Genomic DNA, 23,659 nt, shown 5'->3' with positions numbered 1-23,659 from the left:
CCCTCACCGGAGCCGCCGGCCGCCCGATGCAGCAGCAGTCGGTACCACAGTGAGGGTTTTCGCACGTCACAGCACTTGAGGCAGTTGAGCGAGGGGGAGGACCGGCGATGACGGAGACGCAGCTCGGGGCGCCTCCCGCGGAGAAGGACTCGACCGCGCGCCCGCTGCGGGCGTGGCAGCGGCGGGCGCTCACCAAGTACCTGACGCAGAAGCCGAAGGACTTCCTCGCGGTGGCGACGCCCGGTGCCGGCAAGACGGTGTTCGGCCTCCGGATCGCCGCAGAACTGCTGAGCGACCGCACGGTCGAGGCGATCACCATCGTCACGCCGACCGAGCACCTCAAGCACCAGTGGGCGGCCTCGGCCGCGGCGGCCGGCATCGCCATCGACTCGAACTTCCGCAACACCACCGGCGTCACCTCGTCCGACTACAACGGCGTCGCGCTGACGTACGCGCAGGTCGCGGCGCACCCGACGCTGCACCGGGTGCGCACGGAGAACCGCAAGACGCTGGTCATCCTCGACGAGATCCACCACGGCGGCGACGCGAAGAGCTGGGGCGACGCGATCCGCGAGGCCTTCACCCCGGCCGTCCGGCGGCTGTCCTTGACCGGGACGCCGTTCCGGTCCGACGACTCGGCCATCCCGTTCGTGACGTACGAGCCGGACGCGGGCGGCTTCCAGCGCAGCAAGGCCGACCACGCATACGGCTACGCGGACGCGCTGGCCGACGGCGTGGTCCGGCCGGTCGTCTTCCTGGCGTACTCGGGGGAGGCCTCCTGGCGCACCAGCGCGGGGGAGGAGTTCACCGCCCGGCTCGGCGAGCCGCTGACGGCGGAGCAGAACGCCCGGGCGTGGCGCACGGCGCTCGACCCGGCGGGCGAGTGGATCCCGGCGGTGCTGCAGGCCGCCGACACCCGGTTGTCGCAGGTCCGCCAGAGCGTGCCGGACGCGGGCGGCCTGGTGATCGCGACCGACCAGGAGTCGGCGCGGGCGTACGCGAAGATCCTGGAGCGCATCTCGGGCGAGATGCCGACGCTGGTGCTCTCGGACGACCCGAAGGCCTCGGGCCGGATCAAGGAGTTCTCCGAGACGAACGAGCGCTGGATCGTGGCGGTCCGGATGGTCTCCGAAGGCGTCGACGTCCCGCGCCTGGCCGTGGGCGTGTACGCGACGAGCGCCTCGACCCCGCTGTTCTTCGCCCAGGCGATCGGCCGGTACGTGCGAGCGCGCAAGAAGGGCGAGACGGCGAGCGTGTTCCTGCCGTCGGTGCCGGTGCTGCTGGAGCTGGCCAGCGAGCTGGAGGCGCAGCGCGACCACGTCCTCGGCAAGCCGCACCGGGAGAAGGAAGGCTGGGAGGACGAGCTCCTCGCCCAGGCCAACCGCACCGAGGACGAACCGGGCGAAGAGGAGAAGGCGTTCACCTCGCTGGGCGCCTCGGCCGAGCTCGACCAGGTGATCTACGACGGCAACTCGTTCGGCACCGCGGTGTTCTCGGGCTCGGACGAGGAGCAGGAGTACCTGGGGCTGCCCGGCCTGCTGGAGCCGGACCAGGTCCGGGCGCTGCTGCGCAAGCGGCAGGAAGAGCAGATCGCGGACGAGAAGCGCCGCAAGCCGGCCAAGGACGAAGCACCGCCGCCGGCGGCCCGCCCGCAGTCGGTGAGCGAGCGGCTGGGTGCGTTGCGCAAGGAGCTGAACGCGCTGGTGGGGATGTACCACCACCGCACGAAGAAGCCGCACGGCGCCATCCACAACGAGCTGCGGCGGGTCTGCGGCGGCCCGGTGACCGCGATGGCCACCGTCGAGCAGCTGGAGGAGCGGATCGTGACGCTGCGGTCCTGGTGACGCCGGATCCCGGGTGTTGTCGCCCGAGAGGCTGAAGTTCCGGCGGTCACCGTCCGTTCCCGGAACGGCCGGATCACCGCACCGCCAGGCTTGTGACGCAGCGTATCGCTCTGTCACCGGCGAGCCGCCTCTTCGTCCCCTGTCCGGTGGCCTTCCGGGCACCACGCGGCCCGAACTCCGCAAGTCGGCGACCAATCGCGGCGGCGGGTCGTGGGTTCGCCACGAGTTGCGCTCGGTGCACACCACCGGCCTAACATCACGCCTTGATGAAACCTGGATGTAACTAACGGTGAGTGCTGGCGATCACATCGTCAGCGGATCTACTCTTTCCGGGCGAGGTTCAGCCCGTGTTGCCGAACCGTGTCCAATTGGTGTCATTTAATCGATCCAGCTATCTTCCCCGCAGCCGCTCAGCGGCATATGTTGTCGCCCACAACATATGCGCGACGGTGCGCCGGGCCTCCCGGATCACCGCCGTGCTGGCCCGACGCACACGCCGACGGCCGCTCGTCACCAATGCTTGGATCCGGAAGGAACGAGGATGCGCAGCAGAACCCTTACCCTCCTCGCCGCGACGGTGAGCGCCGGCCTGGTGCTGACCGCCTGCGGTACCAACAGTTCGAACAGCGGGGGCACGGGGAGCAACTCCGCTTCCTCGTCCGCCCCGGCCGGTGCCGGCGCCAACGGCAAGGTCGGCGTGATCCTGCCGGAGACCGCCAGCTCGGCCCGCTGGGAAGCCTTCGACAAGCCGATGCTGCAGGCCGCGCTCGCGGCGCAGGGCTTCGACGCCGACGTCCAGAACGCCCAGGGCGACGCCCAGAAGTTCTCGACCCTGGCCGACGGCTTCATCAGCTCCGGCGTCAAGGTCCTGATCATCGCCCCGTCCGACCCGGCCGTCGGTGCCGCGGTCGAGGCCAAGGCGAAGACCGCGGGCATCCCGGTCATCAACTACGACCGCCCGAGCCTCGGCGGCAGCGCCGAGTACTACGTCTCGTTCGACAACGAGAAGGTCGGCCAGCTCCAGGGCCAGGCCATGGCGGACGCGCTGAAGGACAAGCCGGGCGCTGGCGTCGTCCAGATCGAGGGCGCCCCGACCGACAACAACGCCACGCTGTTCACCAAGGGCCAGGACTCCGTCCTCGACCCGCTGTTCTCGGCCGGCACGCTGAAGCGGATCCAGAAGCAGCCGATCAACGACTGGGACAACCAGCTCGGCGGCACGACGTTCGAGCAGATCTTCCAGGCCAACGGCGGCCGGGTCGACGGCGTCGTCGCGGCGAACGACGGCCTGGCGGGCGCGGTCATCACCATCCTCAAGAAGAACGGCCTCAACGGCAAGATCCCGGTCACCGGCCAGGACGCCACCGCCGACGGCCTGATGGCGGTCATGCGCGGCGAGCAGTACATGACCGTCTTCAAGCCGATCAAGGAAGAGGCCGAGGCGAGCGCCAAGCTGGCGGCCGCGCTGGCCAAGGGTGACAAGGCCGCGGCCGACGCCATCGCGACCGGCAAGCTGCACGACCCGAAGAACAACCGGGACATCAAGTCCGTGCTGCTGACCCCGACGACGATCCTGGCGAAGGACGTCAAGACCGTCGTGACCCAGGGCTACGTGAAGGCGACCGAGATCTGCGGTGGCGACCTCGCCGCCAAGTGCACCTCGCTCGGCATCTCCTGAGCCCCCGGTAGTACCCATGAACAGCCGGGCCGGGACGCGCACCCCGACGGCGCGTCCCGGCCCGGTCCCCACCCAGGAGAAAGCCCATCCATGAGTGAGCCCATTCTCGAGATCAAGGGCCTGAACAAGAGCTTCGGCCCGGTCCACGTCCTCCACGACGTGGACTTCGACGTGCGCGCGGGCGAGGTCACCGCACTGGTCGGCGACAACGGTGCCGGCAAGTCGACCCTCGTCAAGTGCATCGCCGGCATCCACCCGTACGACTCGGGGGCCGTGCGGTTCAACGGGCAGGACGCCCACATCCGCGGCCCGAAGGACGCGGCCGAGCTCGGCATCGAGGTCGTCTACCAGGACCTCGCGCTCGCCGACAACCTCGACATCGTCCAGAACATGTTCCTCGGCCGCGAGCGAGGCAGTTCCTGGAAGCTCGACGAAGCCAGCATGGAGAAGGCCGCCCGCGAGACGCTGGCCTCCCTGTCGGTCCGGACCGTGAAGTCGGTCCGCACGCCGGTCTCCTCGCTGTCCGGTGGCCAGCGGCAGACCGTCGCGATCGCGAAGTCGGTGCTGTGGAACAGCAAGGTCGTCGTGCTCGACGAGCCGACCGCCGCCCTCGGTGTCGCGCAGACCCGGCAGGTGCTCGACCTGGTCCGCCGGCTGGCCGAGCAGGGCCTCGGGGTCGTGCTGATCAGCCACAACATGGCCGACGTGTTCGAGGTCGCCGACCGCATCGCCGTGCTCTACCTCGGCCGGCTCGTCGCCGAGGTGCACACGAAGGACGTCACCCACGGCCAGGTCGTGGAGCTGATCACCGCGGGTCGCTCCGGTGACCTCGGCCTGGCCCGGCCCGAAGCCGTGGTCCTGTGAGCGGGAAGAAAGAACCGGAAATGACTGAAACCCCTGCCAAGCACGAGGTCGGCACCCCTGCCGACGCGCTCGCGCAGACCCAGGCCCCCACCGGGGCCATCTCCGACTTCGGCATCGACACGACATCGATGTCAACCGGCGAAGCCGTCCGCGACTACTTCGCCCGCCTGCGGGCCGGTGAACTCGGCGCGCTGCCGTCGCTGTTCGGCCTGCTCGTGCTGGTCATCCTGTTCAGCGCGCTGTCGGACAACTTCTTCACGCTGGCCAACATCGCCAACGTGTTCCCGCAGGGCGCGGGCGTCATCATCATCGCGATGGGCATCGTGTTCGTGCTGCTGCTCGGCGAGATCGACCTCGCCGCCGGGGTGGCCTCCGGTGTCGCCGCGTCGGTGATGGCACTGCACTACGTCCAGAACGGGAACCTGCTGGGCAACATGGGCACCGGCGTGTTCATCACGTTCATCGGGGTCCTGGCGCTGGCCATGCTGCTGTCGGCCTACCAGCGGATCTGGGCGGGTGCCGCGCTGTCGCTGATCGGCCTGCTGATCGTCGCGATCGGCGTCCCGGCCAACGCCTGGCTCGAGATCCTGCTGTCGATCTGCGTCGGTACCGCGATCGGCTGCATCACCGGCTTCCTCGTGTCGAAGATCGGCATGCCGTCCTTCGTCGTGACGCTGGCGCTGTTCATCGTGTGGCAGGGCGTTCTCCTGCAGTTCATCGGTGAGGGTGGCACGATCGGCATCAGCAACTCGGACATCCTGTACAAGATCGCCAACGGCAACCTGAACATCGTCGGCAGCTGGATCTTCTTCCTCGTCGCGGCCGGCGGGTTCGCGGTGATCACGCTGATCAGCCACTTCAAGCGGCTCCAGCGCGGCCTGGTCGTCCAGCCGACGGCGCTGGTGCTGGTCAAGGTCGCCGTGCTTGTCGTGCTGTCGGCGCTGGGCACCTGGCTGCTGACGATCGACCGCTCGCCGAACAAGACGGTCGTGACGATCCAGGGCGTCCCCTACGTCATCCCGATCATGCTGGCCCTGCTGGTGGCTGGGACCTACGTGCTCAACCGGACCAAGTACGGCCGGTACGTCTACGCGGTCGGCGGCAACAAGGAAGCCGCCCGCCGTGCCGGTATCGACGTGCCGAAGATCCGGGCGAGCGTGTTCGTCATCGGCTCGGCGGTCGCGGCCATCGGCGGCATCGTCGCCGCGTCGAAGGTCGGCTCGGTCAGCCCGCAGTCCGGTGGCCTGAACACGCTGCTGTTCGCGGTCGGTTCGGCCGTCATCGGCGGCACGTCGCTGTTCGGCGGCAAGGGCCGGGTGTCCGACGCCGTGGTCGGCGGGCTCGTGATCGCCGTCGTGATCAACGGCCTGGGCCTGCTCAAGCAGCCGGCCGCGGTGGTCAACATCATCACCGGTCTGGTCCTGCTGCTCGCCGCCACGGTCGACGCGCTGTCCCGGCGCCGCGCGGCTGCGTCGGCGCGCTGAGCCAGCATGGGATGATCAAGCCCGTGACCAGCTCGCCCGTTGCTCGACCGGACGAGGTGCGCCGGCACAACCGCACGACCCTGCTCCGGCTGCTGCACGTCGGCGGGCCGAGCACCCGGGCGACTCTGGCCGCGGAGCTGGGGCTCAACCGGAGCACGATCAAGACCCTCGTCGACGGGCTCGCCGAAGCCGGCGTCGTCGAGGAGAAGGTGCCGAGGCCGGGACGAGGGGCGGGCCGCCCCTCGCTCCTGGTCCTGCCCCAGCCCCACGCGGCGGTCGTGCTCGCGGTCGACCTGCAGGTCGAGCACGTCGCGATCGCGCTGGTCGGGCTGGGCGGCCAGATCCTGGGCCGCAACAGCTGGAACCTGCGTGGCCGGATGGGGCAGCCCGAAGAGGTCATCACCCACGTCGTCGAGTCGACGGCCATCCTGGCCGGCGACCTCGACGTGACCCCGGTGGCGGCCGGGGTGTCGGTGCCCGGCGTCGTCCGGCGCGCGGACGGGCACGTGCACGAGGCCCCGAACCTGCGCTGGACCGACGTCGCGCTCGGCGACCGGCTCGGCGGGGTGCTGCAGATCCCGATCCTGGTCGGCAACGACGCCGAGTTCGGCGCGGTCGCCGAGCACCTGCGCGGGGCGGCCCGCGGGGCGTCCGACGTGGTGTACATCTCGGCGGACGTCGGAGTCGGCGGCGGCGTCATCGCCGAGGGCTCGGCGCTGCGCGGCGGCTCCGGGTACGTCGGCGAGATCGGGCACATGGTCATCCGGCCCGACGGGCGGCCCTGCTACTGCGGCAGCAGCGGCTGCTGGGAGACCGAGGTCGGCGAGGCGGCGCTGTGCCGGGCGCTCGGGCTGCCCGAGGACACCCCGCGCGGGGCGATCCTGTTCGAGCTGCGGGAGCTGGGGCGCGACCCGGAGGCGGCGATGTCGCGGCTGGCGGAGTTCGCGGAATGGCTGACCCTCGGGCTGATCAACGTCGTCAACCTGCTGGGACCGCAGCTGGTGATCCTCGGCGACCTGCTGACGGTGCTGCCGGAGGCGGTGCTGCGGCACGTCGGCACCGAGGTGCGCCGGCGCAGCCTGGTGAGCCGGGCGGTCGGGGGCACGCGGATCGTCAGCTCGGCCTTGGGGGCCGACGGGAAGCTGCTCGGCGCCGCGGAAGTGGCGTTCGAAGTGGTCCTGGATTCTGTCTGATTTTCTGTCTGCTTTCGTGTCCGAAATCACTGCTCTTGGTAGCCATAACGTGATAACCGACACGCAATCTGCAAGATGCAGAAAGGCGGCCGGCGCCTGTGCGCACCGGCCGCCTTTCGCGTCTGGGTTACCGCTGGATGTCGGCGGACAGTTCCTTGAGCTTGGCCTCGTGCTCGCGGGCGTGGTGCCCGCAGAAGAGCAGTTCGCCACCCGTGCTGAGGATGGCTCGTACCTGAGCTGCTGCTCCGCACCGGTCACAGCGGTCGGCGGCGGTCAGTTCGGGGCGGGTGAGCGTCGGCGATGTCATGGGGGTCTCCCTCCGTCCCGGCACCGGTCGCCCGGTGCCATCGATCCAGCTACGCCCACTTCGGGACTGATGCCGGTGGCGGCGATCGCCTCCGGCTCCGCGTGTTCGTGCTTCCACTGTTCCAGACGTTTCGCGGCTCGCAAGTGTTCCCGCGCCGGTGGGACCGGAGTCACGTCGATTTACCCCGGATGCCGTAACCGGGTCCCGCATTTCAGGAGACGTTTACCCGGAGAGTGACGTTTTCCGTGGTCAGGCACCATGGGGTCGTGAGTACGGCGACTTCCTCCCGACGGCTTTCCCGGGTGCCCGCCCCGCTCTTGTTCGTTCTCAGCGGAATTTCCATGTACGCCGGAGCGGCGGTGGCGGTCGACCTTTTCGGCCACGCGACCCCGGCGGGCGTGGCCTGGCTCCGCTGCCTGGGCGCGGCGGTGGTCCTGCTGGCCTGGCGGCGGCCCGGCCCCGCGGCATGGCGCGGCAGGCGGCTCCTCCTGGCGATGGTGTTCGGCGTGGTGACGGCGGGCATGAACGTGCTGTTCTACGAGGCGATCGCCAGACTGCCCCTGGGCACGGCGGTGGCGGTGGAGTTCGCGGGCCCGGTGGTGGTGGCGGCCCTCGGCTCCCGGACGGTGCGGGACGTGTTCGCGCTGGTCCTGGTGGCGGCCGGGGTGGTGGCGATCGCGGACGTGCGGATCGGCGGCAGCTTCTGGGGCGTGGCGTTCGCCCTCGGGGCGGCCCTGGCCTGGGCGGGGTACATCCTGCTGGGCAAGAGGGTGGCGGTCGGCGGCGACGGCATCGACAGCCTGGCGATCGGCTTCTTCGCGGGGACGGTGGTGTTGTCCCCGCTGGCACTGGGGACGGGCCCGGTGTGGTCTTCGCCACGGTTGCTCCTGCTCGGGATCGGGGTGGGCGTGCTGTCGACGGTGGTGCCGTACGCGCTGGACCAGGTGGTCCTGCGCCGGGTGGGCCAGGCCCGGTTCGCAACGCTGCTGGCGCTGCTCCCGGTGACGGCGGGGGTGATGGGGTTCGTGCTGCTGGGGCAGGTGCCGTCACTGCCGGAGGCGGCGGGGACGCTGGCCGTGGTGGCCGGGGTGGCGCTGCGGAGCCGGGATGGGGGCCGGGCGGTGGGGTCGCTGGGGTGAGGTGCGGTGGGCGGTTCGAGCCGCTGGGGTGAAGGCGCTGGGGTGGAGGCGCGGCGGCTGGGCGGTTCGAGCCGCTGGGGTGGAGGCGCGGCGGCTGCCGGTTTGGAGCGTGTTTGCCCGGCGCGTTGACGGTGCCTGGCAAGCGGCTTCAGTGGGCGCAGCGGAGGCGCGGGCGCGGTCGGATGCCGTGGTGAGGGCGGCTCGAGGCCGGTTGCCCACAAGTCGGCTGTGCTGTGGACAACCCTTCCTCGCCGGACGTTTCCGGGCCGTTTTCGTCGGTCGCCGTCGATACGCTGGAGCGGGGCGGATCCCCCAGGGAGGGTGGGCTCTGCGGCGGGGTGGTTGCCCACAACTCGGCTGTGCTGTGGACAACCCCTCCTCGCCGGACGTTTCCGGGCCGTTTTCGTCGGCGGCCGTCGATAGGCTGAAGCGGGGCGGAACCCCCGGGAGGGTGGGTCCTGCGGCCGGGCGGTCCTGCGGCCGGGCGGTCCTGCGGCGGGGCGGTCGACTGGCGGGTGGGCGGTGAGCGAGCGGCGAAGGCGGTCGCGCAGCGGGCCGGGCGAAGGCGACGAGCGCGGGGCGACCACAACCCCGTCGCCGCAGTCCGGCGGATCCCTGGCCAGGTGCCCCCGCCGGTTCGTGATGGCCCCCGCCACTTCCGCCCGGGATACTTACCCCGGGCGGGCAGGAAGCGGGTGGCCATGACCAAGGCGGCGTCGGCCGCGGCGAAGGACTTCGCCGCCGCCGGAGTGGGTGGGGTTCACCTCGCCTGGGCGGACAACAACGGCATCCCGCGCTCGCGGATCGTGCCCGTGGCCGGGCTGGCCGATGCCGCCACGCGGGGTGTCGGGGCGACCTCGCTCTTCGCCGTCTTCGACAGCCATGACGCCATCACCTACGCCCACGAAAACCTCGGCACGCCCTCCGGGGACATCCGGCTCGTGCCCGTCGTCGAGCGGCTGCGGCGGCTGGCCGGGCAGCCCGCGCTCGCCTGGGCGCCCGTGCGGCAGCTCACCCGGGACGGTGATCCCTGGCCCTACTGCCAGCGCGCCGTCCTCGAAGCCCAGGTTGCCGAGGGCGCGAAGCGCGGGCTCGAATTCCGGGCCGGCTACGAACTCGAGTTCGCCGTCGCGCCGGCGGGCAGTGCCGGCATCACCGAGAACCCCGGGCACCCCGGGCCCGCCTACAGCCCGCACGCCCTCGTCCCGCTCGACGGCTTCGTCGGGGCCCTCCTGCACGACTTCGCGGCCAACGGCCTGCGGATCGGCCAGCTCCACGCCGAGTACGGCGTCGCGCAGCTCGAGCTCTCCCTCGCCGCCACCGATCCCGTGTCCGCCGCCGACGACCAGCTGCTCGCCCGGCAGACCATCCACGCCGCCGCGCGGGTGCACGGTCTCGCCGTCAGCTTCGCGCCCCTGATCGGCCTCGACGCGGCCGGCAACGGGTGGCACCTGCACACCTCGGTCCACCGCAACGGCCGGAACCTTCTCGAAACCGGGGAAACCGGGCGGCCCGAAGGGGACGGCGCCGGCTACCTCGCCGGGCTGCTGCGCGACCTGCCGGCCCTGACCGCGATCACCGCGCCGAGCGTCCCGTCGACGCTGCGGCTGCGGCCCGGCTACTTCGCGGGCGCGTACGCGTTCTGGGGCGTCGAGAACCGGGAGGCGCCGCTGCGGTACGTCCCCGGCTCGGCGCTGCTGGGCGACGGCCACGCGAACGTCGAGCTCAAGACGTCCGACGCCTCGGCGAACCCGTACCTGGCGCTGGCCGCGGTGCTCGCCGCCGGGATGGCCGGGATCGAGGACGCGCCGGCGCTGCCCGAGCCGATCGGCGAAGACCCGGGCGGCTGGACCGACGGCGAACGGGAGACCCGCGGGGTGTGCCGGCTGCCGGCGAACCCGGCGGAACAGGACGCCGCGCTCGTGGCGTCGCCGCGGATCGCCGGGGTGCTCGGCGACGAGCTGCTGGGCGCCTTCCGCGCCGTCCGGGCCTCCGACGCGGCGTGGGCGGCCGACCGCACGGCCGAGGAGATCGTCGCCGCCCACCTTTGGCGCTACTGAGAACATTATCCTGGTCAGGACGGCGCCACCGACCGCCTGCGATGACCTTCGCGCCGGCCGACGGCTCGACAAGGTGCTGAGGGGACCGATGACTTCCGGGATCGACGGCGGGCAGCTCGACCTGTCCGGGGTGCGGTGGCTGCCGGGCGGGGCTCGGCTGGCCGCGGTGGCCCAGGCGGAGCTGCCCCAGAAGGACGGCTTGGCCGCGGCGTTCTGCGGGCTCGCCGCACTGCGGGCCGCCGGGGTCGACGTGCCCGACCAGGACGTCGTCGCGGCGGCCGCGGGCACCGTCCGCGGCCCGGCCGTGCACCCGCCGGGCGAGCCGGGCCGCCGCGACTTCCGGCTCCCGCTGCCGGTCGTCGACGACCCGGCCGCGGCAGGCACCCGGGTTTCCGGGCTGGCGGCCGCCGTCGGGTCACTGTCGCGGGGCGCCCTCGCGGCGGTGCCGGTGACGGGGGAGTGGACCACCGAGGCCCTGTTCGACCTGCTCGTCGGGCTGTGGGACGTCCCGCGCGTGGCGGTGCTCGCCCGGATCGACGGCGCCGAGCTCGGCGCCCACGACACCCCGGACCGCGCGCTGCTCGACTACCTCGACACCGGTATCCCGCCATTGTGGACGTCCCGCTGGCGCCCGCCCGGCGGCCACTTCGTGCTCCTGGCGGGCATCCGCATCGGCGCCGAAGGCACCCTGCTGTCCGTTGTGGACACTTATCCGTCCTTCGGCGACCACGGCTGGCACGACCAGCCGGTCGAATGGGTGACGGCGGCGCTGCGGAGCCTCGGCGTCCTCGTGGTCGTCGACGCCGACCAGGCCGGCGTGGTGCGCGGGGCCGCTCGCGCCGCCGGGCTCACTCCGTCCTTTTGGGACTGACCGGCGACCCGGCCGCGAAGCGGGAGTGGCGGCGGCCGTAGGCGAAGTAGATCACCAGGCCGATCACCAGCCACGCGGCGAACCGGATCCACGTCAGCACGTTCAGGTTGAGCATCAGGTACAGGCACGCCAGCGCGCCCACGACCGGGATCGCCGGCGAGAACGGCACCTTGAACGGCCGGTCGAGGTCGGGACGGCGGCGGCGCAGCACCGGGACCGCCACCGCCACGATGATCATCGCCGACAGGGCGCCGATGCTCACCATGTCGGCCAGCTCCGAAATCGGGATGAACGCGGCCAGCACGGCGATCAGGGCGGCGCCGCCGATGGTCATCCGGTGCGGGGTGCCCCAGCGGGGGTGCGCGGTGCCGAGCGCCTTGGGCAGCAGGCCGTCGCGGCCCATCGCGAACCCGATCCGCCCGATCGTGACCAGCTCGACCATCATCACCGACGTCAGCCCGGTCACCGCGCCGAGCGAGATCAGCGCGCCCACCCAGTGCTGGCCGACCCGGTCGAACGCGTCGGCCAGCGGTGCGCCGGTGTCGATGTCGGTGAACGGGACCATGCCGGTCAGCACGATCGAGACGCCGATGTAGAGCAGCGCGCACACGCCGAGCGCGCCGAGGATGCCGACGCGCAGGTCCTTGCGGGGGTTCAGCGTCTCCTCGCCCAGGTTCGCGAGCGCTTCGAAGCCGGTGTAGGCGAAGAAGACCACGGCGGCCGCGGTGATCATGCCCGCGATGCCGTAGACCGACTGCTCGAGGCCGAGCGCGGCCTGGACCACCGGTTGTTCCAGCACCGTCGTGCCGGCTTCGGGCGCGTGAGCAGGCGGGATGAACGGCGTCAGGTTGGCACCGCGCACGAAGAACAGGCCGACCGCGAGCACCAGCACGCAGACCGCGACCTTCACGCACACCAGCAGGTTCGTCAGCCAGGCCGACTCCTTGATCCCCAGCACGGCGACCACGGTCAGCACGGCGATGATCAGCACCGCGCCGATGTTCACCTTCGCGTCTTCGCCGAACCACTCCGGTGACAGGCCGAGCAGGTTCGCCAGGTAGCCCGACCAGCCCCGCGACACCACGGCGGCGCCGAGCGCGAACTCCAGCAGCAGGTCCCAGCCGATGATCCAGGCGAACACCTCGCCGAGGGTGGCGAACGCGTAGGTGTAAGCGCTTCCCGCCGTCGGGACGCTGGAGGCGAGCTCGGCGTAGCACAGCGCCGCGAGCCCGGCGACGACCGCGCCGAGCACGAACGACAGCGTCACGGCGGGCCCCGCGTGGGTCTTCGCCTCGACGCCGGCCAAGGTGAAGATGCCGGTGCCGATGATGATCCCGACGCCGAACCCGATCAGGTCCCGCCCGCGCAGCCGTCGTTTGAGCTCTCCGGAGTCCTGGCGTTCCAGGACCTCGTCCACGTTCAGCGTTCGCCGCTCACCCATGAGGAGAAGTTAAAAGGTCACGGGTCTTTCCGCAGATCGGCGGCGGTGAGGCCGGTCTCCTGGGCGAGGATGGCGGCCTGCACCCGGGAGCGCAGGCCGAGTTTGGCGAGCACGCGCGAGACGTGCGTCTTCACGGTCGTCTCGCCGATGTGCAGCCGGGTGCCGATCTGGGCGTTGGACAGGCCTTCGCCGAGGCAGCCGAGCACCTCGCGCTCGCGCTCGGTGAGGTCGCCGAGGCCGTGCGGGACGGCGGCCTCCGGCCGGGCGGCGAACGCGGTGATCAGCCGCCGCGTGACCTGAGGGGCCAGCACGCCGTCGCCGGCCGCGACGAGCTTCACGGCTTCGATCAGCCGGGGGGCTTCGACCGATTTGAGCAGGAATCCGGCGGCTCCGGCCCGCAGTGCGCCGTGCACGTACTCGTCGAGGTCGAACGTGGTCAGCACGAGCACCTGCGTGAGCCCGGCGGACACCAGCTCCCGGGTGGCGGTGATGCCGTCGGTGCCCGGCATCCGGACGTCCATCAGGGTGACGTCCGGTCGCAGCGCCCTGGCCTGCCGGACGGCGGCGGCGCCGTCGGCGGCCTCGCCGACGACCTCGATGCCCTCGGCGTGGGCGAGGATGGTCGTGAGGCCGAAGCGGACGGCGCTGTGGTCGTCGGCGACCAGGACGCGGACGGGCTTCCCGGTTGTCACAGCGGCCCGCCCACCGGGAGTTCCGCGCGGACCAGCCAGCCGCCGTCCGCCGGGCCCGCGGTGAGCTCGCCGCCCACCGCGTCGGCGCGTTCGCGCATGTTCAGCAGGCCCGTGCCGCCGCCGGCCGCGGGAAGCGGGCCGCGGACGTCGTTGCGGACCTCCACCGCGAGGACGCCGCCGAGGCGGTGGACGGCGATGTCCACCCGCCCGCCGGGGGCGTGCTTGACGGCGTTGGTCAGCGCCTCCTGCGCGATCCGGTACGCGGTGAGGTCGACCGCCGCCGGCAGCGGCACCCGGGAGTCCACTGTGGAATCGACGTGCACCTCCAGCCCGCTGGCCCTGGCCGACTCCACCAGCTTGGCCAGGTCCGCGAGCCGGGCGGGCGCGGTCGTCTCCGCCTCGCCGCCGTCGGCCTTGAGCAGCCCGATCATCGCGCGCATCTCCTCCAGGGCGCTGACACTGTTCTCCCGCACCGATTCCAGCACCGCTTTCGCCAGTTCCGTGTCCGGCAGCGAGAGCGCCGCCTCCGACTGGATGGCGATGGCCGAAAGGTGCCCGGCGATCACGTCGTGCAGGTCGCGGGCCATCCGCCCGCGTTCGGCCGCGACCGCCGCCCGCCGGTCCAGGTCCGCGATCTTCGCCAGCTGCGCCGCGTTCGCCCGCTCGGACTCGGCGACGTCGCGCTGCTGGCGGACGTTCGCCGCCCACCACACGGGCGTGATGACGAACGGCAGCACGGCGACCGCGGCCAGCACCGCCGTCCGCCACTGCTGCGCGAGGACCAGCACCGCGGCGAGCACGCCCACCACCGAGAACGCGGCGAGGCCGATCATCACCCGGCTGGTGCGCCGGGAGCCGTAGAGGGTCGCCGCGTACAGGAAGTCGGTGTAGACGATCATCACCGGCAGCGACGGCCCGAGCCAGACGTCCGCCGCGAGCACCGCCGAGGCGAGCACGAGCGCGAGGGGCACCCGCCGGCGGAACAGCTCGAGCCCGCACAACGCGGTCAGCTCCAGCAGCCGCACCCCCAGCGGCGCGTGGTCGTACGCGCTCACCAGCCGGTGGGCGCCGGTCGCGTAGACGAGGAACCCGATCAGCCAGGTGGCCAGCGCGATCAGGCCGTCCTGCTGCCACACCGGGAGCGAGCGCAGGCGGGGGAGCGGCACCTGATCATCCCAGCACACCGCGTGCGGCGCCCGCGTCCTACGAAGTGATGACGCCCGGTCCTCCCCTTCGCCGACGCGCCCGGCCGCGTCGGCGCGCGAGCGTGGCGGGGTGGACGAAATCGGCAGGTTCTTCGCGGAAAATCCGATGGCCGCCGTCATCGCGGCGGGCGAGATCGGGTTCTGGGTGTTCATCGCGGCGGGGCTCGCGGTGCGGTACGTGCTGCGGGCGCGGCGCGTCTCGGCGGTGCTGCTGGCCATGGTCCCGCTGATCGACGTCGTGGTGCTGGTGGCGACCGTGCTCGATCTGTCGGCCGGGGGCAAGCCGGGGTTCACCCACGGCCTCGCGGCGGTCTACCTCGGCTTCAGCGTGGTGTTCGGGCCGAGCATGGTCCGGTGGGCGGACGAGCGGTTCGCGCACCGGTTCGCCCACGCGCCACTGCCGCCGAAGCGGCAGGGACGGGAGAAGGCGCGCCACGAGTGGCGAGAGTGGGGCAAGTGCCTGCTGGCCTGCGGGCTCGCCGCGGTGGCGCTGCTGGCGGTGATCTTCGCGATCGGCGAGCCGGAGCGGGTCGCGCCGCTGTGGGGGTGGTTCCCGCGGCTGGGCACCGTGACGGTGATCTGGCTGTTCGCGGGGCCGGTGTGGGAGGAGCTGTTCGGCACGAAGGAGGCGGGAGGACACCGCAGCGCGGGGTGACGTCGGCCGCGCAGATGGCGGGAACGGCCGGGCACCGGAATGCTGGTCCCGTGCCCGAACAGATCCCCGCCCTGCACGAGCTCGCCGCCTTCCACGGCGTCGCCACCCGGTACCAGAACGCCGACCGGGTCTGGGTCGACGTGGCCGACGACGTCGTCGCCGCCGTACTCGGCCAGTTCGGCGTCGATGCGACCAGTGACCAGGCCATCGCCGCCGCGCTGAGCGCCGCGCGCGAAGCCCCGGCCGCCCTTCCGCCGACGATCGTCGTGCGGGAAGGCACCGGCAAAACGCTGGGCGTCGACGCCGAAATCGTCCTCGAAGACGGGACGCGGCGGCGGGCCGACGGGGAACTGCCCGCCGACCTGCCGCTCGGGTGGCACCGGGTGGTCACCGCCGACCAGGACGTCGTCCTCGCCGTCGTGCCGGCGAAGCTGCCGCGGGTGCGGCCCGCCTGGGGGTGGATGCTGCAGCTCTACGCCCTGCACTCGGCCGGCTCCTGGGGCATCGGCGACTACGCCGACCTCGCCACCTTCGCCGCCCGGTCGGCCGCGGAACTGGACGCCGGCGTCCTGCTGGTGAACCCGGTGCAGGCGATCAGCCCCGCCCACCCCGTCGAACGCTCGCCCTACTCGCCGGCGAGCCGTCGGTTCGCCAACCCGGTCTACCTGCGGGTCACCGCCACCGAGACGTTCGCCCAGGCCGACGCCGCCACCCAGGCCGCCGTCGAGTCCCTGGCCCCTGACCGCGAAGGCGAGCTGATCGACTACGACGCCGTCTGGACCGCCAAGCGGGCCGCGCTCGAGCTGCTGTGGCCGCACCGCGTCGAAGAGGTGCCCGAAGACGACGACCTGCTGGACTTCGCCCTCTTCTGCGCACTCGCCGAACAGCACGGCGGGGACTGGCGGGACTGGCCCGAAGAGCTGCGTGACCCCGCCGGACCCGCGGTGACGAAGGCGCGCGAAGAGCTCAAGGAGCGCGTCGCCTTCCACGCGTGGCTGCAGCACCTCTGCCGGGTTCAGCTGGAAGCGGCGCGGGCCGCCGCGCGCGAGGCCGGGATGACCGTCGGGATCGTGCACGACCTGCCGGTCGGCGTGCACCCCGGTGGGGCCGACACGTGGGCGCTCAAGGACGTCTTCGCCGCCGACGTGCGGGTCGGCGCGCCGCCCGATGCCTTCAACCAGCAGGGCCAGGACTGGAACCTGCCGCCCTGGCGGCCGGACAAGCTGGCCGAGGCCGGGTACGCGCCGTTCCGCGACGTCATCCGGGGCGTCCTGCGCTTCGCCGACGGCATCCGCGTCGACCACATCGCCGGCCTGTGGCGGCTCTGGTGGATCCCGCCGGGCGAGCCCGCGCACCGCGGCACGTACGTCCACTACGACGCCGAAGCCATGGTCGGCGTGCTCGCGCTCGAAGCGCACCGGGCCGGGGCCGTCGTCGTGGGGGAGGACCTCGGCACCGTCGAGGAGGTCGTCACCGAAACCATGCACGAACGGGGGATGCTCAGCTCCGCTGTGCTGTGGTTCGAGCGCGACTGGGACGCGCCCGGTCAGCCGTTCAAGCGACCGGAAAGCTGGGATCCGGACGCCATGGCCAGCATCTCCACGCACGACCTGCCCACGGTGTCGGGGTGGCTGAAGGGCGAGCACGTCCGGGTCCGGGCCGAGCTGGGGCTGCTGGACCGCGGCGTCGAGGCCGAAGAAGAATCCGCCGCCGAAGAGCGCAGGACACTGCTGGATCTTGTTGCGCGCGAAGGGCTTCCGGACGAAGACCCGGTGGTCGCGCTGCACAACCTGCTCGCGAAGGCCGCGTCACGGCTCGTGCTGACCTCGCCGGCCGACGTGGCGGGCCAGGTGCGGCAGCCGAATCTGCCCGGAACCGTCGACCAGTACCCTAACTGGCGGATTCGCCTGCCCGTCAGCGTGGACGGCTTTTTCACCGCGCAGGGGGTCCGCGCCGCGGTCGCACCGCTGGCGGCGGCCCGCCCGCTGCCCCGGTAACGACCGTCCCTTCGCGCGCGACCCCCGGTGGTACGTCACCGGCACGACCAAGCTCGAGGAGAAACCCAGTGCGGCCCTGGCCCGGAACGCCCTACCCGCTCGGCGCCACCTACGACGGAGTCGGGACGAACTTCGCCCTGTTCTCCGAGGTGGCCGAGCGCGTCGAACTGTGCCTGTTCGACGCCGAGGGCAAGGAGACCCGCTACGCGCTCGAAGAGGTCGACGGCTTCGTCCACCACGGCTACCTGCTCAACGTCGGGCCCGGGCAGCGCTACGGGTTCCGCGTGCACGGCCCGTACGACCCGAAGCGCGGCCTGCGCTGCAACCCGAACAAGCTGCTCATCGACCCGTACGCGAAGGCCGTCTCGCACGGCGTGAAGTGGGACGAGTCGCTGTTCGGCTACAAGTTCGACAACCCGGCCGAGCGCAACGACGACGACAGCGCCGGCCACGTGCCGTATTCGCTGGTGGCGAACCCGTTCTTCGACTGGGGCAACGACCGCCAGCCGAAGCGGCCGTACAACGAGACGGTCATCTACGAGGCCCACGTCAAGGGCATGACCGTGAACCACCCGTTCGTGCCCGAGCCGCTGCGGGGCACGTACGCCGGCCTCGCGCACCCCGCCGTCGTCGAGCACCTGCAGAAACTCGGCGTGACCGCGGTGGAACTGCTGCCGGTGCACCAGTTCGTCACCGATCACGGCCTGGACGGGAAGGGCCTGACGAACTACTGGGGTTACAACACGATCGGGTACTTCGCGCCGCACGACTCCTACGCGGCGATGCCCGGCGAGGGCGGTCAGGTCCAGGAGTTCAAGGGCATGGTCAAGGCCCTCCACGAAGCCGGGATCGAAGTCATCCTCGACGTGGTTTACAACCACACGGCCGAGGGAAACCACCTCGGGCCGACGCTGTCGATGCGGGGCATCGACAACGAGGCCTACTACCGGCTGGTGGAGGGGGAGCCCGAGTACTACATGGACTACACCGGCACCGGGAACTCCCTCAACGTCCGCAACCCGCACACCCTGCAGCTGATCATGGATTCGCTGCGCTACTGGGTGACGGAGATGCACGTCGACGGCTTCCGCTTCGACCTCGCCTCGGCGCTGGCCCGCGAGTTCTACGACGTCGACCGGCTGTCGACGTTCTTCGACCTGGTGCAGCAGGACCCGATCGTCAGCCAGGTGAAGCTGATCGCCGAGCCGTGGGACGTCGGCCCCGGTGGCTACCAGGTGGGCAACTTCCCGCCGCTGTGGACCGAGTGGAACGGGCAGTTCCGCGACACCGTCCGCGACTTCTGGCGCGGCGAGCCGTCCACGCTGGGGGAGTTCGCCTCGCGCATCACCGGCTCGTCGGACCTCTACCAGGACGACGGCCGCCGCCCGTTCGCGTCGATCAACTTCGTCACCGCGCACGACGGCTTCACGCTGCGGGACCTGGTGTCCTACAACGAGAAGCACAACGAGGCCAACGGCGAGGACGGCCGCGACGGCGCCGACGACAACCGGTCGTGGAACTGCGGGGTCGAAGGCGAGACCGACGACCCCGAGGTCCTCACCCTGCGCGTCCGGCAGCAGCGCAACATGCTCGCGACACTGATGCTGTCCCAGGGCGTGCCGATGCTCCTGCACGGCGACGAGTTCGGCCGCACCCAGCAGGGCAACAACAACGTCTACTGCCAGGACTCGGAACTGTCCTGGATGGACTGGGAGCTGGCCAAGCAGAATGCGGACCTGGTCAAGTTCACCGCCGGGCTGGGCGCGTTCCGGCGCCGGCACCCGGTGTTCCGCCGCCGCCGGTTCTTCCAGGGCGGCCCGGTCGGCAAGGGCGAGAAGCTCGGCGACATCGCCTGGTTCACCCCGGCCGGCGAGGAGATGACCGAGCAGAACTGGGACGACGGCTTCGGCAAGGCGGTCGTCGTCTTCCTCAACGGCAAGGCGATCCCCGACCTCGACCCGCGCGGGATGCACGTCGAGGACAACTCGTTCCTGCTCGCCTTCAACGCCCACTACGAGGACATCGACACCACGCTCCCGGGCAACGGCTACGGGGAGAGCTGGACCGTCGTGGTCGACACCGCGACCGGGGAGGTGGAACCCGCCGACGCGAAGCCGATCGAAGGCGGCGGCCGGCTCACCCTCCCCGCCCGGTCCCTGATCGTGCTGCAACGGACGGAGACGGAAGCCGAATGACGGTGCCGGAGTCGACCTACCGGGTGCAGCTGCGCCCGGAGTTCACCTTCGCCGACGCGGCCGGCATCGCCGGCTACCTGCGCGACCTGGGCATCGGGGCGCTGTACGCGTCGCCGGTGCTGGACGCGGCGCCGGGCTCGACGCACGGCTACGACGTCGTCGACCCGACGCGCGCGCGGCCCGCGCTGGGCGGCGAGGGGGCGCGCCAGGAGCTGTCGGCGCTGCTGAAGGAGCTCGGGCTGGGCCTGGTGGTCGACATCGTGCCGAACCACATGTCGGTCGAGGTGCCGAAGGCGAACCGCTGGTGGTGGGACGTCCTCAAGCACTGCCGCGACTCGGAGTACGCGTCCTTCTTCGACATCGACTGGGAGCGGGGCCCGCTCCTGCTGCCGGTCCTCGGCGACGACGACGCCGTCGGGGAACTCTCGGTCGAAGGTGACGAGCTGGTCTACTACGACCACCGGTTCCCGATCGCCCCCGGCACGGAATCCGGGACGCCACAAGAGGTCCACGAGCGCCAGCACTACCGCCTGATCGGCTGGCGCCGCGGCAACGCGGAGCTGAACTACCGCCGGTTCTTCGACATCACGAACCTGGCCGCGGTCCGCGTCGAGGACCCGAAGGTGTTCGCCGAGACGCACGGCGAGGTGCTGCGCTGGGTCGCCGACGGCGACGTCACCGGCCTGCGCGTCGACCACCCCGACGGGCTCGCGGACCCCGGCGGCTACTTCCGGCGGCTCCGGGAGAACGCGCCGAACGCCTGGATCGTGGCCGAGAAGATCCTGCACCCCGGCGAGCCCCTGCCGCAGAGCTGGCCGGTCGACGGCACCACCGGCTACGACGCCCTGCGCGAAATCGCCGGCGTCTTCATCGACCCGGCGGGCGAGCCGGACTTCACCGCGCTGGCGAACGAACTGGGCGTGAAGACCGGCTACCACCGCGTCGAGGCCGAGGCCCGGCGCCTGGTCACCGACCGCATCCTGGTCGCCGAGGTCCGCCGGATCGCCGCGCAGCTGCGGTACGTCGATCCCGAGCAGGCCCGGCAGGCGGTGGCCGAGACCATGATCGCCTTCCCCGTCTACCGCTCGTACCTCCCCGAAGGCGCGGCGCACTGGGCGGCGGCCATCGACGGCGCCCGCCGGGCCCGGCCCGACCTCGCCGAACCCCTGGCGATGCTGGACGCCGTCATGCGCAAGAACCCGGAAAGCGAGCTGGCCACCCGGCTGCAGCAGACCTCCGGCATGGTCGTGGCCAAGGGCACCGAGGACACGACGTTCTACCGCTACACGCGCTTCGCCGCGCTCAACGAGGTCGGCGGCAACCCGGACCGGTTCGGCCTCGGCGTCGAGGAGTTCCACCGGCTGGCCGCCGAGCGCGAGGCGGGCCATCCGGCCGCGATGACGACGCTGACCACGCACGACACCAAGCGCTCCGAGGACACCCGTGCCCGGATGGCGGTGCTGGCCGAGGTGCCCGGCGAGTTCGCCCAGGCCGTCCGGCGGTGGACCGCGCGGCGGGGGATCGGCGAGCCGTCGCTGAACCTGCTGGCCTGGCAGACGCTGGTGGCGACCTGGCCGATCGAGCCCGCGCGGCTGCGGGACTACCTCGACAAGGCGGCCAAGGAGGCCAAGCTCCGGACCAGCTGGACCGACCACGACGAGGCCTTCGAGGCCGATGTCGCCGCGTGGCCCGAGGACGTCGTGAACGACGCCGAGCTGGCCGCCGACGTCGAGGCGTTCGTCAAGCGCATCGAGGGGCCCGGCTACGCGAACTCGCTCGGGCAGAAGCTCGTCCAGCTGACCGCGCCCGGCGTCCCGGACGTCTACCAGGGCACCGAGCTGTGGGACTTCTCCCTGGTCGACCCGGACAACCGCCGCCCGGTCGACTACGTCGTCCGCCGCGAGACCCTGGCCCGGATCCTCGACGGCGAGCTGCCGGAGATCGACGCCTCGGGCGCGGCGAAGCTGCTGGTCGTGCACAAGGCGCTGCGGCTGCGCCGGGAACACCCCGCGCTGTTCCGCGGCTACCGGCCCCTGCGGGCCGAGGGCCCGGCGGCGGCCCACTGCCTGGCCTACACGCGCAGCGCCGGCCTCGCCGTCGCGGTGACCCGGCTCCCGGTCGGCCTGGAAGCCGGCGGGGGCTGGCGCGACACGGTCCTCCCGCTGCCGCCCGGCAGCTGGACCGACATCCTGACCGGCCGGGAAGTCACCGGCGACCTGGCCACCCTGTTCGAGCGGTACCCCGTCGCGTTGCTGGTGCGAGGAGACGCATGAAGTTCAGCGTGTGGGCCCCGGCGGCCCGCCGGGTCCGGGTGAGCGTCGACGAAGGCGTCCACGAAATGACCGAGGGCGACGGCGGCTGGTGGCACGCCGACGCCGAGGGCGTCAACTACGCCTTCCTGCTCGACGACGACGAGAAGCCGCTGCCCGACCCGCGGTCGCGGTGGCAGCCGCACGGCGTCCACGCGGAGTCGCGCGTGTACGACCACGGCGAGTTCGGCTGGACCGACGACGCCTGGCACGGCCGCCAGCTGCCCGGCGCCGTCCTCTACGAGCTCCACGTCGGCACGTTCACCGAGGGCGGCACCTTCGACGCGGCCATCGACCGGCTCGACCACCTCGTCGACCTCGGCATCACGCACGTCGAGCTGCTGCCGGTGAACGCCTTCGACGGCACCGCGGGCTGGGGCTACGACGGCGTCCTCTGGGGCGCGGTCCACCAGCCCTACGGCGGCCCGGACGGGCTCAAGCGGTTCGTCGACGCGGCCCACGCGCGCGGGCTGGCCGTCGTGCTCGACGTCGTCTACAACCACCTCGGGCCTTCGGGCGCCTACCTCGACAAGTTCGGGCCCTACTTCGCCGGGCAGAACGACTGGGGGCCCGGCCTCAACCTCGACGGCCCCGGCTCCGACGAGGTCCGCCGGTACGTGATCGACAACGCGCTGAGCTGGTTCCGCGACTTCCACATCGACGCGCTGCGCCTCGACGCCGTCCACGCGCTGCTCGACCGGCGGGCCGTCCACCTGCTCGAACAGCTCGCCACCGAGGTCGACGCGCTGTCGGCGGCGCTGAACCGGCCGCTGACGCTGATCGCCGAGTCGGACCTCAACGACCCGCGGCTGGTCACGCCCCGCGAGCGCGGCGGCTTCGGCCTGCACGCCCAGTGGTCGGACGACTTCCACCACGTCCTGCACGTCAAGCTCACCGGCGAGACGACCGGGTACTACACCGACTTCGCCGCGCCGGACGCGCTCGAGCGGGTGCTGCGCGAGGTGTTCTTCCACGCCGGGACCTGGTCGTCCTTCCGGGAGCGGACCCACGGCCGTCCGGTCGACACGCGGACCGTGCCCGGCCACCGCTTCCTCGGCTACCTGCAGAACCACGACCAGATCGGCAACCGCGCCACCGGCGACCGGCTGTCCGCGACGGTGCCGGCGGACCGCCTGGCCTGCGGCGCGGCGATCCTGTTCTGCTCGCCGTTCACGCCGATGGTGTTCATGGGGGAGGAGTGGGCGGCGAGCACGCCGTGGCAGTTCTTCGCGTCCTTCCCGGACCCGGAGCTGGCCGAGGCCGTCCGCACGGGCCGCCGTCGCGAGTTCTCCCGGCACGGCTGGGGCGAATCGGAGGTGCCGGACCCGATGGATCCGGCCACGGTCGAACGGTCGCGGCTCGACTGGACCGAGCCGGAGCGTCCCGGTCACCGGGACATGCTGGAGCTCTACCGCGCGTTGATCCGGCTGCGGCGGGACCGGCCCGAGCTGGCCGACCCGCGGGTCGCCGACCTGCGCGTCGACTCCGCGCCGGACGGGTCCTGGCTCGTGCTGCACCGGGGCGGGCTGCGGCTGGCCGTCAACTTCGGCCCCGGCCCGGTGACGCTGCCGCTCGGGGCGACGGAGTCGCTGCTGACCTGGGGGAAGGCCACGGTGGACGGGGGTGCCGCCCACCTGCCGCCGGACACCTTCGTGCTGGCCGGAACGACGGTTACCTCCGGGTAACTCCTCGGTAATGGCGCGCACGGACCACCACTCATCTGGG

The 23,659-nt window shown here is 71.9% G+C and carries 17 protein-coding genes; 13 read left to right on the top strand and 4 right to left on the bottom strand.

The genetic code is table 11. The annotated features are described in order from the left end of the window. Positions 1 to 107: 107 nt before the first annotated feature. From ACWED2_RS15860 to ACWED2_RS15840, 5 genes are all read left to right on the top strand, one after another. Positions 108 to 1,844 carry a DEAD/DEAH box helicase gene (locus ACWED2_RS15860; protein ID WP_449691178.1) on the top strand — a complete coding sequence of 579 codons (1,737 nt, stop codon included), beginning with the start codon at positions 108 to 110 and terminating at the stop codon, positions 1,842 to 1,844. Between the two features lie 541 nt (positions 1,845 to 2,385). Beyond that, a complete protein-coding gene (locus ACWED2_RS15855; RefSeq protein WP_449691177.1) occupies positions 2,386 to 3,522 on the top strand; it encodes a sugar ABC transporter substrate-binding protein in 1,137 nt (378 codons plus the stop codon). Positions 3,523 to 3,612: 90 nt separating this feature from the next. Beyond that, the gene (locus ACWED2_RS15850) at positions 3,613 to 4,386 is read left to right on the top strand and encodes an ATP-binding cassette domain-containing protein (RefSeq protein WP_004561026.1); all 774 of its coding nucleotides are present in this window, start codon (positions 3,613 to 3,615) and stop codon (positions 4,384 to 4,386) included. A 20-nt stretch (positions 4,387 to 4,406) separates the two neighbouring features. After that, the gene (locus tag ACWED2_RS15845) at positions 4,407 to 5,870 is read left to right on the top strand and encodes a sugar ABC transporter permease (RefSeq protein ID WP_449691176.1); all 1,464 of its coding nucleotides are present in this window, start codon (positions 4,407 to 4,409) and stop codon (positions 5,868 to 5,870) included. An 11-nt stretch (positions 5,871 to 5,881) separates the two neighbouring features. Next, positions 5,882 to 7,063 carry an ROK family protein gene (locus tag ACWED2_RS15840; RefSeq protein ID WP_449691175.1) on the top strand — a complete coding sequence of 394 codons (1,182 nt, stop codon included), beginning with the start codon at positions 5,882 to 5,884 and terminating at the stop codon, positions 7,061 to 7,063. A 127-nt stretch (positions 7,064 to 7,190) separates the two neighbouring features. On the opposite strand, the gene ACWED2_RS15835 is transcribed toward ACWED2_RS15840, so the two are convergent. Further along, positions 7,191 to 7,370, bottom strand: a complete 180-nt coding sequence (locus tag ACWED2_RS15835) for a DUF7455 domain-containing protein (RefSeq protein ID WP_004561029.1) — start codon at positions 7,368 to 7,370, stop codon at positions 7,191 to 7,193. 341 nt (positions 7,371 to 7,711) lie between these two features. On the opposite strand from ACWED2_RS15835, the gene ACWED2_RS15830 reads away from it, so the two are divergent. The 3 genes from ACWED2_RS15830 to ACWED2_RS15820 all read left to right on the top strand — a co-directional run bounded on the left by ACWED2_RS15830 (position 7,712) and on the right by ACWED2_RS15820 (position 11,440). Continuing rightward, the gene (locus ACWED2_RS15830) at positions 7,712 to 8,509 is read left to right on the top strand and encodes an EamA family transporter (protein ID WP_449691174.1); all 798 of its coding nucleotides are present in this window, start codon (positions 7,712 to 7,714) and stop codon (positions 8,507 to 8,509) included. Positions 8,510 to 9,210: 701 nt separating this feature from the next. Beyond that, positions 9,211 to 10,569, top strand: coding sequence for a glutamine synthetase (locus tag ACWED2_RS15825; RefSeq protein WP_449691173.1), 1,359 nt, complete (start codon positions 9,211 to 9,213; stop codon positions 10,567 to 10,569). Positions 10,570 to 10,657: 88 nt separating this feature from the next. Continuing rightward, positions 10,658 to 11,440, top strand: a complete 783-nt coding sequence (locus ACWED2_RS15820; protein ID WP_449691172.1) for a DUF6885 family protein — start codon at positions 10,658 to 10,660, stop codon at positions 11,438 to 11,440. On the opposite strand, the gene ACWED2_RS15815 is transcribed toward ACWED2_RS15820, so the two are convergent. The 3 genes from ACWED2_RS15815 to ACWED2_RS15805 are packed head-to-tail and all read right to left on the bottom strand — an operon-like array spanning position 11,418 to position 14,931. Next, positions 11,418 to 12,857 carry an amino acid permease gene (locus tag ACWED2_RS15815; RefSeq protein ID WP_449691204.1) on the bottom strand — a complete coding sequence of 480 codons (1,440 nt, stop codon included), beginning with the start codon at positions 12,855 to 12,857 and terminating at the stop codon, positions 11,418 to 11,420. The two genes, ACWED2_RS15820 and ACWED2_RS15815, sit on opposite strands and share 23 nt — an antisense overlap. Before the next feature lie 41 nt (positions 12,858 to 12,898). Next, entirely contained in the window at positions 12,899 to 13,573 is a 675-nt protein-coding gene (locus tag ACWED2_RS15810; protein ID WP_449691171.1) for a response regulator, read from the bottom strand. Next, positions 13,570 to 14,931: a sensor histidine kinase gene (locus ACWED2_RS15805; RefSeq protein ID WP_449691170.1), complete on the bottom strand. Its 1,362-nt coding sequence runs from the start codon at positions 14,929 to 14,931 to the stop codon at positions 13,570 to 13,572. The genes ACWED2_RS15810 and ACWED2_RS15805 overlap by 4 nt, the downstream gene beginning before the upstream one ends. On the opposite strand from ACWED2_RS15805, the gene ACWED2_RS15800 reads away from it, so the two are divergent. The 5 genes from ACWED2_RS15800 to treZ all read left to right on the top strand — a co-directional run bounded on the left by ACWED2_RS15800 (position 14,885) and on the right by treZ (position 23,619). After that, positions 14,885 to 15,433: a hypothetical protein gene (locus ACWED2_RS15800; RefSeq protein WP_449691169.1), complete on the top strand. Its 549-nt coding sequence runs from the start codon at positions 14,885 to 14,887 to the stop codon at positions 15,431 to 15,433. The two genes, ACWED2_RS15805 and ACWED2_RS15800, sit on opposite strands and share 47 nt — an antisense overlap. A gap of 14 nt (positions 15,434 to 15,447) precedes the next feature. Continuing rightward, the gene (gene malQ / locus ACWED2_RS15795; protein ID WP_449691203.1) at positions 15,448 to 17,430 is read left to right on the top strand and encodes a 4-alpha-glucanotransferase; all 1,983 of its coding nucleotides are present in this window, start codon (positions 15,448 to 15,450) and stop codon (positions 17,428 to 17,430) included. 68 nt (positions 17,431 to 17,498) lie between these two features. Continuing rightward, positions 17,499 to 19,625 (top strand): glycogen debranching protein GlgX, encoded by a 2,127-nt coding sequence (glgX, locus tag ACWED2_RS15790; RefSeq protein ID WP_449691168.1) that lies wholly within the window; start codon positions 17,499 to 17,501, stop codon positions 19,623 to 19,625. After that, a complete protein-coding gene (gene treY, locus ACWED2_RS15785; protein WP_449691167.1) occupies positions 19,622 to 21,898 on the top strand; it encodes a malto-oligosyltrehalose synthase in 2,277 nt (758 codons plus the stop codon). The genes glgX and treY overlap by 4 nt, the downstream gene beginning before the upstream one ends. Then, on the top strand, positions 21,895 to 23,619 hold the full coding sequence (gene treZ / locus ACWED2_RS15780; protein ID WP_449691166.1) for a malto-oligosyltrehalose trehalohydrolase: 1,725 nt from the start codon (positions 21,895 to 21,897) through the stop codon (positions 23,617 to 23,619). Before treY ends, treZ begins: the two co-directional genes overlap by 4 nt. Positions 23,620 to 23,659: the final 40 nt, after the last annotated feature.

Source organism: Amycolatopsis sp. NPDC005003 (assembly GCF_053600695.1).
Note: the sequence above shows the minus strand (reverse complement) of the source record. Positions and strands in the feature narration are given on the sequence as shown.